We start from the raw sequence: 14,287 nt of genomic DNA, 5'->3' as shown, positions 1-14,287 counted from the left end.
TTTACTCCCCTCCCAGCTCGTCGATAATATCGAAAAGCATTTGTTCAAGCACAAACAGACGGTACGCCGCCGATCCTTCAATATCGTCTAAAATTGGCCGCGGCAGAGCTCGGACCGCTCCCGCAATGCGGTCATGTAAGGAGAGATGCCGTGCATTTAACTGTTCCTCCATCTCTTTGGAGCGAAACGGAAACGGGCACACGCCGCTTAGTGCCACGCGGATTTGCCCGTCTTTTTTGATGGCGGCGGCGGTGACAAGCGGATATCCGACTTCGCCTTGTTTGCGGCGCTTGCGATGGAAATGGGGCAGCGATGCGTAGGAGCGGTCAACTTTCATTTGTACGAGAAATTGTCCGGGTTTTAGCCGCATGTGCTGCTGAAAGATATCGTGGATGCTGCACTGCCTTACGCCGTCTTTTCCGGCAATGACTGCTTGACTGTCAGAAAGCAGAAACGGCAATACCGTTTCGCGGTAAAAAATTTGCCCGCAAATATTGCCGCCGAGGGTAATTTGGTTGCGTGCCGTTCGGTCGGCGACTTCGCTTGCCGCTTTCGTCAAGAGCGGAAACGGATTGGCCTCTTCCAATGCGGTCAGCGGCACCGCCGCCCCGAGCACGAGTTCGTGCGGATTGGATTTGAGCGCGCGGCATTCGGGAATATGTTTAATGTCAATGACCGCGTCGGCGGCAACAAGATGGAGGCGGGAGAGCGTAATAATTTCCGTTCCGCCCCCGTAATAGAGCGGTTTTTTGCCTTGCTGCTGCAAGGTGTCAAACAGCCGCACCGCTTCTTCAATGGAGCGAGGGCGATGATAAGTAATCTCAAAAGGAATCATGAATGTCACCTTTCTTTTTCCGCCAAATCAGCTCAGGGAACAGCGGCAGTTCATTGAGCGGCACTTCCGCAGCGAGCGACAAAGCGTTTGCCAATGCGGCCGGCATGCCGATCAGTCCGTGCTCGCCAGCGCCGCGCGCTCCGTATGGCGCATCGATTTGCGGCGTTTCGATAAACTCCACAATATATTCCGGGTGTTCGCCGAAGCGAATGGGCCGATAAGTGCGCAGTTGTGGATTTAGCACCCGTTCGTAGCGGTCGAATAAAAACGTTTCGCGGCTCGCAAAACTCAGCCCCATGCTCATTGCCCCCATCGCCTGCCCGAGCGCGGCTTTCGGATTGAGCACTTTGCCGATATCAATGACGGCGAACGCTTTGAGGATTTTATACGTGTAGTCACGGCGGTTGAATTCAATTTCCACTCCTTCCGCGCCGACCGTCCATTCCGGCCCCGGTTTGCCCGCGCCCGTTTCTTTGTCAAGCGGGGTCATGTGGCGCAAAATATAGTTTCCCCGTCCGATAATTTGCCCGCCGATCGCATTGCCGTTTGGATATTTGTAACCGTAGGCGATGTCTTTAACCGGGATGTAGATGCTAGGGTCATCGCGTAAAAATACTTTTCCATAGCCAACTTCTAAATCTTCCGCTGAAGCGCGGAGCACGCAAGACGCGATCGCTTTTAACTGGCGGATGGCATCGTCCGCCGCTTCGAGCGCCGCCCTGCCCGCCATAAAGGTGCCTCGGCTTCCGACTGTTTTCCAATGTTCGGGTGTCGTTTGTGTATCGATGTCCATTTTGACGTAGACATCGTTGACATCCATTTTTAATTTCTCAGCAACGATTTGGGCGAGGATCGTTTTTGTTCCGGTTCCGATTTCAACCACCCCAGAGATGACATTGATGCTTCCGTCGGGATTAAATGTTAAAATGACGCCAGAGCTGGCATCGGGGTCAATCGTGGATGTTTTCCACGCGCAGCTGATGCCTTTTGCCCGTACGGTATAAGCATCGATTTCGATGCGTTGCCATTCGTCCCATTCCATTAGCTCGCGCAAACGATCGAGACAGGCGGGCAAGTCGCCAACGTTGCTGCGGTTTAACGGCACTCGCGTCGGGGTAGTATGGCCAGGGCGGATCGCGTTTTTGCGCCGCAATTCCCATTTGTCCATATCTAGCTTTTCGGCGAGCAAGTCTAGTGCACGTTCGATGGCAAACGCTTGTTCGCTATGGCCGAAGCCGCGAAATGGGGTGGCATATGGATGATTTGTATAGACGCATAGCGAATCACACCAAACATTTTCGATATGGTATGGCCCGGTGCAGTCGACGGCTGCAGCGCGGCTGACATCGATCGCTTTATCGGAATAAGCGCCGCCGTCAAACAAAAACAGAATTTCCGCCGCTTTGATATAGCCGTCGTTTGTGGCGCCAAGCTTGACGGTGGCCTCCAGTCCGATATGGACCGGAGAGGTGATCATATCTTCTTCCCTTGTATTCCAAACGCTGACCTTCCTTCCCCCCACCGCTTTCGCTGCCAGATAGGCGAGAAGCTCAAGCTGTACAGGCGCTTTTCCGCCGTACGCTCCGCCGACAAGCGGGGTATGGACGATAATGTTGCCGACATCTTCGCCAAAGTAGGAATGAATGAGCTTTTTAATCATAAATGGCGACTGGGAGGAAGCGGAAATAACGATATTGCCGTCGGGAAGAATTTCTGCAGTGGCGCATCTTGTTTCCATTGCCACGTGGTCGGAAGGGGAAAAGGCTACGCTCGTTTCCACAACGACGTCGCTTTCCGCCCAGCCTTGTTCTATATTGCCTTTGCGGATTTTCGTACGATGGGCGATGTTCGTATTCGGTTCGGGATAGGTATGTTTGTTCTTTTGGTAGCTTCCTAGCTGTTCATGGATGAGGGGGGCACCTTCTTTTAGCGCTTCGCTTGGTTTGCCGATGGCAGGAAGAGGTTCATAGATGACATGAACAAGGTTGGCCGCTTTTTCTGCCTGCACAAGCGTATCGGCAACGACGACGGCAACGACTTCGCCATGATAGCGCACTTTATCAAAGGCGATGGGAGGGCGGTCGCGCAAGTCTTCTCCTGTCAGCGGCAGCCCTTCGCCGGTGATAATCGCACGCACGCCGGGAATGGCGCGCGCTTTTTCGGCATCGATCGCGCGAATGCGCGCATGAGCGTACGGACTGGTAACGAGTTTGGCATGGAGCATGCCTTTTTCTTTGAAATCGTTCGTGTATTTGGCTCTTCCGGTCACTTTGTCCCATGCTTCTTTGCGAATGACGCTTTTACCGATGGCCATTCAATCCCTCCTTTTTTTATTTTGCTTGATGGCATGCAGATCTTCTCTTTCGTATCGACATCGAAAAATATTTTTTCTGTGGTGTTTTCTGGTGTGATGCCTTTTCACTTGCTTTGGCTGCGGAGGAGTTTTCGCGCTCCTTCGTTGCCGACAAGAAGCAATAAACCGGAAAAAGTAGGGCGGGCAAACAAAACGAGGCGGCATGACGATCCCCGTTGTTTGTAAAAGCGATATAGTCCGTCTCATATTGGCCATACAGTGTGCCATTAACTCATTGATTACCGTTTTCCGTGATAAACGGCTGATCGGCAAGCAAAGTAACTATTGCTTCTGCCTGCCTTTGCATGGCCCGTTTTATCTCGCATCGCAGTGAATGTGCTTGCCCACGTGAACAATCGAAACAGCGGATGATCGTGCATTTTTTATGTTGCACTCATTCAGGGGCCAGCTAGGTAAGCGTATCGTCCGGTGGGACAATAACAAGAACACGGGAAAAGAGAGGCTCGCTGCCTTTAGTGCGGCGGCCCCAGTGTTTTCCTTGCGAATGAAAGCAAGCGATTATCCATCCGCCAGCTTTGTCCGACGGCTAAATAAATTCCGATAATGCGTGACATGTCCATTGTTTTTTCTTCCTTGATAACGGCCCGTTTCGCAATACGCTGATCATTTCAGCGATGATGCTAATAGCAATTTCTTCAGGGCCGCGCGCGCCGATGGCAAGGCCGACGGGGGAATGAATCCAACTTGGTGTTTCGCTGGCGGAAAGCAGCCGGGCCGTGCGCCGTTTAGGCCCTAACACGCCAAGATAGTAGAGCGGCTGATCACGCAGCAGTGCGATAATTTCTTGGTCGCGCTGAAAGTGATGCGTCATGATGACGACAAAGTCGCGTTCATTAAGACAAAGATGCGGAACTGTCTCGCTAGGAAAGCCGACGATCCATTCGTCGGCATCAGGGAGATGTTCTTCGGAGCAAAACGCCGGACGCCAATCGGTGACGATGACGAAAAACCCGAGCTGTTTGGCGAAGGAAACGAGCGGTTTTGCATCCGGATTGGCGCCGAAAATCACGAGGCGCGGCTTTGGCCAGTAATGTTGGATGTAAAATGGAACGCCGTCGATGGTGTGCACACCGTTTTTGCCCTGAAAAAGCGGAGCGGAATCAAGCAAACGCTTTAGTTTCGGCGGAATTTCGCCGCAAAACCCGCCAAAACGTCTGCCGCTTTCACTGCAAAATAAAAAATTTTCCCTTCCGCGCGTTTCTTCGTCAATCTTCCTTGCCAATAGCACATGTTCCCCGCGATCTAGACATGCTTTCACAGCCAGCCAATCCGCGCGCATTTCTGCTGTGACCGGTTCGAGAAGAACTTGAATGCTTCCGTTGCAGCCAGCTCATTGCCCCCACGACAAATCATCTTCTTGTTTCATATCAAACGTCGCAATATGGACACGTTGATGTTGCAAAACATCTTTTGCCTGGATGGCGATCGTTTCTTCCAAGCAGCCGCCGCTAAGCAGTCCGGTGGTGCGCCCGCTTTCGCTAATCCACATGCATGCACCTTCTTTTTGATATGCGGAGCCATCGACATGAATAATCGTCGCTAATACTCCTTGTTCATGAGAAGAAGCAATCGTTTCTAATACGGCATGATAGCTTTCCATTTTTGTTTCCCTCGCTTACTTTCATTGGATCAACGAACATGGTGTACATCTAGGAAAACATGCCTTAGCGATTTTGTGCATACCCAATGGTATAAATGATGTTATGTAGTGAAGCCGGTTGTTTAATGATGACGACATTAGCTCACATATAGAGCAAACAAATAAGTGGATTGCATTTCACTGAGTGTAATGGTCATTAAGGAAGGGAATTATTTTACTGGAGAAAAGGTTCTGTTATCATTGTATTCTTTTGGAAGATGGCGATGACTGAAAAATAAAGAAGCTAGCGTTTTGAGATGCCAAAACGCTAGCTTCTTTCCACATCTGGATCATTTTTTGTTTTCCGTTTATTTAACCGTCCGGCCTGTTTGGCGGCTTCACGCAACAAAAATTCAATATGGGCGTTGACACTACGAAATTCTTCTTGCGCCCAGCGTTCGATAATTTCGTATAAAGCTGGGTCAATACGAAGAGGAAAATTTTTCTTTTTTGCCATAGCACTCCACAACCGTTAATATAGACTGCCGGCGTTAATGACCGGCTGGGTCGCCCGTTCCGAAACAATGGCGACCATTAAGTTATTGACCATATTGGCTTTTCGTTCATCATCTAACTCCAAAATTCCTTCTTTGTCAAGCTGCTCGATCGCCATTTGCGCCATGGAAACAGCGCCTTCGACAATTTTCTTTCTTGCGGCTAAAATCGCGATCGCTTGTTGACGTTGCAACATCGCGCTGGCAATTTCCGGGGAGTAGGCGAGATGCGTAAGGCGCGCTTCGATTACTTCCACTCCAGCTACTTTAAGGCGTTCCTGCAACTCAGCTGCAAGCACGTCGGAAATAATGTCTGCGTTGCCTCGTAACGTAATTTCGTCATCATCGGTAAATGTGTCGTAAGGATATTTCGTGGCGACGTGGCGAATGGCTGCTTCGCTTTGAATCTCCACAAACTGTTCGTAATCGTCCACATCAAAAATTGCTTTCGCGGAGTCGATGACGCGAAACACGATGACAGCGGCGATTTCAATCGGGTTGCCTTGCACATCATTGACTTTCAGCTTGCTGCTTGTAAAATTGCGGACGCGCAAAGAAACTTTTTGCCGAATCGTGAGCGGAACGGTCAGAAATAACCCGCTATCGCGGATGGTGCCTAAATAGCGGCCGAAGAAAATCAGCACTTTTGCTTGGTTCGGTTGCACAATGGTAATGCCGCTTGCCAATGCGACAGCAATAACGGCAAGTAGAGCAGCAATAACGATTTGCTGCTGAAGAAAGCTAACAAGCGCTCCCGCCACCAACATTACAAGGAAAATAATCCCAACAAAACCGTTCATATGCCACGCCTTTGTTTCCTTCATAATCACCATCTCCTTAATATCTATTTTATATTAAAATGATATCATGTTTTGAAATAAATGTAAAATTATTTTTCGGTTTTTAGCTTGTTAGCTATTGGCACCGCAACAATAAAAGTCGTGAAAGCGCAATAAGATCAGCAGCTTTTTGCGATATAGCGGATAAGGAGATAGTCTTGGAAAGTTGCTGATAGAATGCATTTGCGGTAAGATGAAAGAAAAAGGGGAAAAATCGTTTCAGAAAAGGAGAAGAGGTGCGTTTATTTGGAAATATCTTCGGAAGCGTTGTTGGCATTATTGAAAATCATTGCGATTGATATCATTTTATCCGGCGACAACGCGGTTGTCATTGCGATGGCGACGCGGAAGCTACCGAAGCACCAGCAAAATCAAGCGATCTTTTGGGGAACGGGAGGTGCGGTGCTTTTACGCATCGTATTTGCGACGGTCATTGTCTTTTTGTTAAAAATTCCGTTCATTCATTTAGCAGGTGGATTGCTGTTGCTTTGGATCGCCTATAAAGTGCTCATTGAACACAAAGAAGAAACGAACATTCAGTCGTCTGACCGTCTTATAAAAGCGATAGCCACCATTATTGCAGCTGACGCGGTGATGAGTTTGGACAATGTCGTTGCCATTGCTGGGGCGTCGGAAGGACATATCGGCATGATTGCATTTGGGGTGGCGATCAGCATTCCGATTATGATTTTCGGATCAAAAGCGATCGTGAAAATCATGGAGAAATATCGCTGGATTGCTTACGTCGGTTCAGGTATTTTGGCATGGACAGGCGCAAAAATGATGATGGAAGACGAAGGGTTTATGCGGTTTCTCCATTTCCGGGAAGGTCCGCTGATATATGCCGTTAGCGCCGGATTAACGATTTTCGTATTAGCAGCTGGATATATAACCAATAAAAGAGCGGAAAGCAAAGAAGGAACGATTGTGTAAACGGAGGGATTTCTCCATGTGGGGATATCCCTTTTTCTTTCATAATAGTTTAATTTAAGTACGGTTGAAGGAAAAAGGGGGAGAAGGGTGATGCAGCTTCAAAATATTTTAGTAACTGGACGGCTGTATTTGGCAATGGCGCAACTGTTAAAAGAAAAGAAGATAAATAAAAATTTTCGTTTTGTTGCTGAAAGCGAAATTTGCCGCGACGATTTTTTTTGGGCAGACGTGTATGTTGGATTTCGTCCAGTGCCTTGCTTTGAATTTGGCAACATTCGTTGGGTGCATTCTCTCGGGGCGGGAGTAGACGCATTTTTATGGAATAGAGAGTGGAAAGAGGGAGTGTTGCTGACGAGGACGGTCGGTTCCTTTGGCGAGCAAATTAGTGAATATTGCCTGAGCTACATGCTTCGAGATTTACAATGCCATGACGTTTACGGATGGTATCAATCGCAAAGGCAATGGAAGCAGATCATGCCGCAGCGGTTGCGGAATCAATGCATCGTCATTTGCGGAACAGGGGAGATCGGGCAGCAGATCGCCCGCCATTTGCAGATTTTTGGCGTTCAGCCGATTGGCATTTCGCGAAGCGGACAGATGAAACCGCATTTCGCTGCGGTATTTCCGATGCATCAGGCAAGCGAAGTGCTGCCAAAAGCGAATTGGGTCATTGCGGCGCTACCTTTGACAAAACAAACGTATCATTTATTGGATGAGAAGTTTTTTGCCCTTTTGAATAACGCTAGTTTTATTAATGTGGGCAGAGGGGCGACCGTTGATGAGGTTGCATTGTGGAGCGCATTGGAAAGACGCCATGTTCGCCTTGCGGTTTTGGATGTCGTCGAAAATGAGCCGTTGCCTCCGGAATCCCCACTATGGCAGCATCCAAATGTCATTATCACTCCGCACATTGCCGCATTGACATCTCCAGAGGAAGCGGTGGATTGCTTTTTGCAAACATTGCAGCGAATTGAAGCGGGTGAACCCCTTGGCAACAAAGTGGATGTACAGAGAGGATATTGAAAGCGGGCGCTTCCAAAACGGATGCGCCCGTTGGCGATATGACAGGCATCAAAATGGATACGAATTTTGTTATTTTTTATAAAAATTCCTTTCCCCAATGAAATAAGGGGAGAGGCTCAGCGGTCGACAACGACAATATAAGTTGCTTGCATCGGACCGTGCACCCCAACGACTAAGTTCATTTCAATATCAGCCGAGTTGCTTGGGCCGGTGATGAAATTGATGCATGAAGGGACGAGATGCCCCTTTTCGATCTGTTCATGAATGTAAGCGGCCGCCTGAGTCATGCGCGGTACGATTGTGCTTTTGGCGATGATGGCGATATACGTTTTTGGCAAGAAGCTGACGGTTCGTCCCTTTCCGTTTCCGCTCAATAACACGACCGTTCCTGACTCGGCAAGCGTGATGTCGCTAAATGTAATGCCGACGTTTGCTTTTTCAGCAAAATCGATGTTTTTTCTGCCGGCGGAAGCGTCCCAGACGTGGACATCAATATTTTCTCTCGGCCATTCGTTACGTAGTAAATGCGTCAATCCGTATTCAGCAAAGCGTGGATCGTCCCATGCCACAACAGGGCCGCCTCCGTGCTTGGCGACCACTTCCTTTAGCGTTTCTTTTAGTCCAACGGATGTTGTTTCGACGCATTGGGTGTGAATGCGCGGACATTGTGCTTTCAACGCTTCCAATAATTCATCTTGGCTATAGCCTTGAAATACGGTCCATTGCGGCTGATGGCGCCAATGCGGCCGGGACACCCCTGCGGTGCGCTGCTTGCGCCCGAGCCGGTTGGCGATGGTTTGCAAAAACTTGTCGCGGTTATGAATCGTCCCAGTCTGCATCATTTTCCGCCTCCTTTTTGGTGTTCGCGAAACCAATCGCGGAACCGTTCTTTGTTCGGAGCCGGGAACTCGCGAATCTCCGTCCACGCTTTCAGCGGTCCGGGGCCTTTGGAAATACGATCATCGTTTGTAAACGGCGTCAACGCGCTCGGAGCGACTTTGGAACCGAGCTTGTAAAAGAACGAGGAAGCTGCGCCTAAGCCGAACGCTTTCATCGCCAATTTTTCCGAAATCGGCGCTTTTCCTTCGCGTTCGACGATCACTTGGCGGTGTTTCAGCAACAATTCGTGAAGCGGAATTTTGACCGGGCATGCTTCCGTGCAAGCCGCGCAAAGCGAGGAGGCGTACGGCAGTTCTTTATAGTCGTCGTATCCGCCCAATAATGGCGAAAGAACGGCACCAATCGGACCAGAATAAATCGAGCCGTACGAATGTCCGCCAATGTGACGATATACCGGGCATACGTTGACGCAGGCGGCGCAGCGTATGCATTGCAATACCGGCTGAAACTCCGTACCGAGAATGTTGGAGCGGCCGTTATCGACGATGACTAAATGAAACTCTTCCGGACCGTCCACGTCCCCTTCATCGCGCGGGCCCGTCAGCACCGTAATATAGCTCGTCAATTTTTGCCCGACGGCACTTCGCGTTAGTAAACTGACAAGCACTTCCATTTCTTCAAACGTTGGGACGATGCGCTCCATTCCCATGACGGTGATTTGCGTTTTGGGAAGGGCGGTAACTAAATCGGCGTTGCCTTCATTGGTTACGAGTGTAATCGAGCCGGATTCGGCAATGGCAAAGTTGCATCCGGTGATGCCGATATCGGCGGTTAAGTATTCGCGGCGCAGCGTTTTGCGGGCATGAAGCGCCAATTCTTCCGGTTTTTCCGTCTGCTTGTAGCCGAGCTTTTCGCGAAAGACATCGCGAATTTGCTCTTTATTTTTATGAAGCGCCGGAGCGACGATGTGAGAAGGGGGATCGTGATCGTCGACTTGCAAAATGTATTCGCCAAGGTCTGTTTCAATGACTTCGCAGCCTGCCGCTTCCAATACGGGGTTTAAGTTGATTTCTTCCGTTACCATCGATTTCGATTTGACGATTTTTTTCGCCTTTTTTCGGATGACGACATCGCGGATATAATTGTTTGCTTCTTCTGCGGTTTGCGCGAAAAAGACGTGGCCGCCGCGTTTGGCAACGTTTTCACTCAATTGCATTAAATAATAATCTAAGTTTTCTAGCGTGTGTTGGCGAATTTCTTCCCCAAGTGCGCGCCACTCTTCCCAGTTTCCGAGCTCCTCGGCCGCCTCGAGTCGTCTTGTATGCAGCCGTTCTTGCGCTCCAGCGACAGCGCCGCGCATAAACGTGTTATGAAGATTTGTTTCGACCCGTTCGCGGAAATTTGCGTTCCCAATTTTCATCGGCATGCCCAATCCCTCCTTTTATCGGCTGTTTAGCACTTCAGCGATGTGCATCACTTTGATCGGCTTTCCTTGCCGCTCGATGCGCCCACCAATATTCATCAAGCAGCCGCAATCTGCTCCAATTAGATAATCTGCATGGATCTCTTCGATATGTTCGATTTTTTCATCGACCATTTGCTCGGAAATCGGCCCCATTTTGACGGAAAACGTTCCGCCAAACCCGCAGCATTGATGGGCATTTGGCAATGGGACGATTTCTAGTCCTTTGACATGTTTCAAAAGTTTGAAAGGGGCTTCTTTGACGCCGAGCAAACGCGTCATATGACAAGACGTATGGTATGTCGCGCGTCCTTGCAGCGAGGCGCCAACGTCTTCTACTTTCAATACATCCACGATGAATTGAGTAAGTTCGTACGTTTTATCAGCGAGCGCTTTCGCTTTTGGCTCCCATTCCCGGTCTCCTTGAAAAATGCGCGGATATTCTTTAAACATCGTGGCACACGAACCAGAAGGTGTGACAACATAATCAGCATGTTCAAACGCACGGATCATATGTTTCATTGCCTCTTTCGCTTCTTTCACGTAACCGCTGTTGTAAGCCGGCTGGCCGCAGCATGTTTGCGCTTCCGGAAAATCAATCTCGCAGCCTAACCGCTCGAGCAGCTCTACCGTTGCTTTTCCAACGTTGGTATGGAATAAGTCGACAAGACAGGTGGCAAATAAGGAAACTTTCATTGTCAATCCCCTTCCAAGTAGTATAAACCGTGGTAGCGAAAAGATTAGGTGAACTGATCATCTGATGACTTTATATAACATTATATACTATTTTCAGAGATGAAAAAGTAGTATTATATAAAATTTTGCCAAAACAATAACTTTTTTATAAAAAATAAAGCGCCCGGCTGTTTTAGCGGACGCTTATCGCGAATAAATATATTTATGAAGCACGTTCTCCACGTTAGTCAAATGCTGAAGCATTCTCTCTTGCGCGGCGTCGGCATTTTTTTCTTTGATAGCTTTGAAAATTTTTATATGTTCTTCGAGGAGCTTTTCCGTTGTCGTTTGCTTGGAAAACAGCCAAATCCGCCGCGTTTCACGCATTGTTTCGACCATCATTTCCGATACGCTATTCATTAGGCTGACTAAAATGGGATTGTGGGAGGCGGCGGCGATCGCCATATGGAAAGCAAGATCGGCCTTTTCGCCAAGCTCGTCGTTTCCGATGCCTTTCTGCATTTCATGCAGGGCTTGTTCCATCGCCGTTAAATCGTCGTCGGTCCTTTTTTGCGCAGCTAAGGAGGCGGCGCCTACTTCCAGCAGTTTGCGCACTTCGAGCAAATGCCAAATATCTTCTTTATTCATGAGCACGGCGACGGAAAGCGGGAACGTAAGCACCGTTGGATCGAATTCTCGCACATAAGTGCCTTCCCCTTGTTTTAATTCAATGAGCCCCATTGCTTTTAAGGCGGTCAGCGCTTCGCGAATGGCCGCTCGTCCTACTTGGAATTTTTCAGCAAGTTGTTGAACGGAGTCCAATTTATCTCCAGGCTTTAATGCACCAGTCTTGATCATCCGAAAAATTGCTTCTGCTACTTCTTCGTAAATTTTTTTCGTTTTAATTTGTTTAATTTCCAATGTATTCCCCCCGATACAGGCATAACTTGATGGTACACCTTTTGAGTTTTTGGTTTTTTCTATGCTCAGAAATTGCAATTTGCCCGATGTTTACTTAAACGAAAGGAAAGAACGATATAACGTTGTCTATTATTATACACGGAATGTGCCGGAAATAAGCAATCTTCTTTTTTAAAAGATAGATTATCAGTCACGAGAATGGTGTAAAAAATTATTTTTCGGCGATCAAGTTTATTGGATGGAAGGGGAAGTTTGCACATAATGAGGACCAGATTAATTTTCCAATATATGTATTGTATATAGACTATCTTAAATGTCTTGTTATGTCGTTTTTTCAATCCGGCTTATATTAAGAGGATGCGGAAGAAAAATTTATTTTTCAAACGAACAAAAAATTAAAAAAATTAAAAAACTATATTGTTTTTTTGATAAATCACCTCTATAATTTGACTCGAACAGTATTTTATTATCTGATCATCTGATGACTTGATGAACAACATTCTGGTTTCGCAATGTTTTAAGAAACCGATTACATTGGAAACTGGAAAAAAGAGGGGGCTGTCTATGGAATGGAAACAAGATTTTACACCGATTGCTGACCATCTTTGGATATCTGCGATCGTTGCACTTATTCCGATTTTATATTTTTTCTGGGCGCTAGCTGTTAAACGGATGAAAGGACACATAGCCGGGTTTACTACGTTGCTTATTGCTTTAGTGGTATCTGTAATCGCTTACAGAATGCCGGCGGGAATGGCTGTGATGTCGATGACGCAAGGGGCGGTTTACGGACTGCTTCCAATCGGCTGGATTATTATCACTTCCGTCTTTTTATATAAACTGACAGTCAAATCCGGCCAGTTTGACATTATTCGTAGTTCCGTGCTGTCCATTACGGAAGACCGCCGTTTGCAAGCTTTATTGATAGCGTTCTCATTTGGAGCGTTTCTTGAGGGGGCAGCTGGATTTGGAGCGCCGGTAGCTATTTCCGCTGCGCTACTTGTCGGCTTAGGGTTCAACCCGTTGTATGCGGCGGGAATTTGTTTGATTGCCAATACGGCACCCGTCGCCTTCGGGGCCATCGGAATTCCAATTACTGCGATGGAAGGGCCGACAGGTATTCCAGCGATGGAAATTTCGAAAATGGTAGGGCGGCAATTGCCTTTCTTGTCCGTATTTATCCCGTTTTACCTTGTCCTTATTATGGCAGGATGGAAAAAAACAGTAGAAGTGTTGCCAGCGATCATTGTGTCAGGGGTTTCCTTTGCGGTTACGCAATATGTTACTTCTAACTTTTTAGGTCCTGAACTTCCGGACATTTTATCCGCCTTAGTTTCGTTGTTTGCGCTCGCCGTCTTTTTAAAGTATTGGACGCCAAAAAGCACGTATCGTTTTTCGACGGAATCGGAAGTGGCGGCATCGGTCCAAGCGAATCGCGTCTCCCATACAGGCGGAGAAGTATTTAAAGCTTGGTCTCCGTTTTTAGTGTTAACTGCATTTATTTCCTTATGGGGAATTCCGCAAGTGAAAGCGGCGCTAACCGGGAATTATGAAGGGACAAATGGGCTGCTAAAGCTCATCAATGCGATTGGTGATCATTTAACGTTTGCGCCAGAAGTGCCGGGATTGCACAATAAAATCATTGGCGCAAGCGGTCAGCCGATTGCGGCAGTATACAAATTAGAGCTGCTCGGCGCGGCTGGTACAGCGATTTTGTTGGCGGCAGTAGTGACGAAGTTTATTATAAAAATATCCTGGAAAGATTGGGGACGTACGTTCGTGGAGACGTTGGACGAATTAAAGTTTCCGATTATGACCATCGCCTCGGTTGTCGGTTTTGCGTACGTAACAAATGCTTCCGGCATGAGCACGACGCTTGGGATGGCGTTGGCGAAGACGGATTTCTTGTTTCCGTTTTTCTCGCCGTTTTTAGGATGGCTCGGCGTGTTTATCACCGGTTCCGATACATCCTCGAACTTGCTGTTTGCCAACTTGCAAAAAGTGACAGCGACTTCTATCGGAATGGATCCAGTTTTGGCATTGGCGGCAAACTCTTCCGGTGGGGTTGTCGGGAAGATGATTTCGCCGCAATCGATCGCGGTCGCCTGTGCGGCGGTAGGACTGGCGGGAAAAGAATCCGATTTATTCCGGTTTACTGTAAAGCATAGCATCTTTTTAATTATTTTGATTGGAATTCTTGTTTTCTTGCAATCTAACGTTTTGTCATGGATGATTCCATCATGACGTTTGGG

Annotated in this window: 11 protein-coding genes and 1 pseudogene; 3 read left to right on the top strand and 9 right to left on the bottom strand. The window is 48.0% G+C overall.

Annotation, left to right across the window (positions count from 1 at the left end; genetic code table 11):
• Window position 1: 1 nt before the first annotated feature.
• The 5 genes and pseudogenes from MWM02_RS17360 to MWM02_RS17340 all read right to left on the bottom strand — a co-directional run bounded on the left by MWM02_RS17360 (window position 2) and on the right by MWM02_RS17340 (window position 6,166).
• The gene (locus MWM02_RS17360) at window positions 2-835 is read right to left on the bottom strand and encodes an FAD binding domain-containing protein (protein ID WP_244402553.1); all 834 of its coding nucleotides are present in this window, start codon (window positions 833-835) and stop codon (window positions 2-4) included.
• Window positions 822-3,149, bottom strand: coding sequence for a xanthine dehydrogenase family protein molybdopterin-binding subunit (locus MWM02_RS17355; RefSeq protein WP_244402552.1), 2,328 nt, complete (start codon window positions 3,147-3,149; stop codon window positions 822-824). The genes MWM02_RS17360 and MWM02_RS17355 overlap by 14 nt, the downstream gene beginning before the upstream one ends.
• 586 nt (window positions 3,150-3,735) lie before the next feature.
• A pseudogene (locus tag MWM02_RS17350) lies at window positions 3,736-4,809 on the bottom strand (XdhC family protein).
• A gap of 307 nt (window positions 4,810-5,116) precedes the next feature.
• The gene (locus MWM02_RS17345; RefSeq protein WP_064553359.1) at window positions 5,117-5,305 is read right to left on the bottom strand and encodes a type II toxin-antitoxin system antitoxin; all 189 of its coding nucleotides are present in this window, start codon (window positions 5,303-5,305) and stop codon (window positions 5,117-5,119) included.
• Window positions 5,306-5,320: 15 nt separating this feature from the next.
• A complete protein-coding gene (locus MWM02_RS17340; RefSeq protein ID WP_244402551.1) occupies window positions 5,321-6,166 on the bottom strand; it encodes an SPFH domain-containing protein in 846 nt (281 codons plus the stop codon).
• Window positions 6,167-6,427: 261 nt separating this feature from the next.
• On the opposite strand from MWM02_RS17340, the gene MWM02_RS17335 reads away from it, so the two are divergent.
• On the top strand, window positions 6,428-7,114 hold the full coding sequence (locus tag MWM02_RS17335; RefSeq protein WP_064553355.1) for a TerC family protein: 687 nt from the start codon (window positions 6,428-6,430) through the stop codon (window positions 7,112-7,114).
• Window positions 7,115-7,204: 90 nt separating this feature from the next.
• Entirely contained in the window at window positions 7,205-8,137 is a 933-nt protein-coding gene (locus MWM02_RS17330; protein WP_064553353.1) for a D-2-hydroxyacid dehydrogenase, read from the top strand.
• Between the two features lie 116 nt (window positions 8,138-8,253).
• On the opposite strand, the gene MWM02_RS17325 is transcribed toward MWM02_RS17330, so the two are convergent.
• The 4 genes from MWM02_RS17325 to MWM02_RS17310 all read right to left on the bottom strand — a co-directional run bounded on the left by MWM02_RS17325 (window position 8,254) and on the right by MWM02_RS17310 (window position 12,035).
• Window positions 8,254-8,976 carry a LutC/YkgG family protein gene (locus MWM02_RS17325; protein ID WP_064553551.1) on the bottom strand — a complete coding sequence of 241 codons (723 nt, stop codon included), beginning with the start codon at window positions 8,974-8,976 and terminating at the stop codon, window positions 8,254-8,256.
• Window positions 8,976-10,403 (bottom strand): LutB/LldF family L-lactate oxidation iron-sulfur protein, encoded by a 1,428-nt coding sequence (locus tag MWM02_RS17320; RefSeq protein WP_244402550.1) that lies wholly within the window; start codon window positions 10,401-10,403, stop codon window positions 8,976-8,978. Before MWM02_RS17320 ends, MWM02_RS17325 begins: the two co-directional genes overlap by 1 nt.
• 15 nt (window positions 10,404-10,418) lie before the next feature.
• On the bottom strand, window positions 10,419-11,135 hold the full coding sequence (locus MWM02_RS17315; protein ID WP_064553349.1) for a (Fe-S)-binding protein: 717 nt from the start codon (window positions 11,133-11,135) through the stop codon (window positions 10,419-10,421).
• Between the two features lie 183 nt (window positions 11,136-11,318).
• The gene (locus tag MWM02_RS17310) at window positions 11,319-12,035 is read right to left on the bottom strand and encodes a FadR/GntR family transcriptional regulator (protein WP_064553347.1); all 717 of its coding nucleotides are present in this window, start codon (window positions 12,033-12,035) and stop codon (window positions 11,319-11,321) included.
• Window positions 12,036-12,599: 564 nt separating this feature from the next.
• Between MWM02_RS17310 and MWM02_RS17305 the strand changes: the two genes are divergently transcribed.
• Complete coding sequence (locus MWM02_RS17305) at window positions 12,600-14,279, top strand: L-lactate permease (RefSeq protein ID WP_064553345.1); 1,680 nt, start codon at window positions 12,600-12,602, stop codon at window positions 14,277-14,279.
• Window positions 14,280-14,287: the final 8 nt, after the last annotated feature.

It is taken from the genome of Parageobacillus sp. KH3-4, assembly GCF_022846435.1.
In the GTDB taxonomy this organism is placed as follows: domain Bacteria; phylum Bacillota; class Bacilli; order Bacillales; family Anoxybacillaceae; genus Parageobacillus; species Parageobacillus thermoglucosidasius_A.
This window is presented reverse-complemented; position numbering and strand designations above follow the sequence as displayed.

Bases quoted from the DNA above. Each gene is read 5' to 3' on its own strand.
- MWM02_RS17360 (WP_244402553.1), bottom strand. From the start codon at position 835: ATGATTCCTTTTGAGATTACTTATCATCGCCCTCGCTCCATTGAAGAA.
- MWM02_RS17355 (WP_244402552.1), bottom strand. From the start codon at position 3,149: ATGGCCATCGGTAAAAGCGTCATTCGCAAAGAAGCATGGGACAAAGTG.
- MWM02_RS17345 (WP_064553359.1), bottom strand. From the start codon at position 5,305: ATGGCAAAAAAGAAAAATTTTCCTCTTCGTATTGACCCAGCTTTATAC.
- MWM02_RS17340 (WP_244402551.1), bottom strand. From the start codon at position 6,166: ATGAAGGAAACAAAGGCGTGGCATATGAACGGTTTTGTTGGGATTATT.
- MWM02_RS17330 (WP_064553353.1), top strand. From the start codon at position 7,205: ATGCAGCTTCAAAATATTTTAGTAACTGGACGGCTGTATTTGGCAATG.
- MWM02_RS17325 (WP_064553551.1), bottom strand. From the start codon at position 8,976: ATGCAGACTGGGACGATTCATAACCGCGACAAGTTTTTGCAAACCATC.
- MWM02_RS17320 (WP_244402550.1), bottom strand. From the start codon at position 10,403: ATGCCGATGAAAATTGGGAACGCAAATTTCCGCGAACGGGTCGAAACA.
- MWM02_RS17315 (WP_064553349.1), bottom strand. From the start codon at position 11,135: ATGAAAGTTTCCTTATTTGCCACCTGTCTTGTCGACTTATTCCATACC.
- MWM02_RS17305 (WP_064553345.1), top strand. From the start codon at position 12,600: ATGGAATGGAAACAAGATTTTACACCGATTGCTGACCATCTTTGGATA.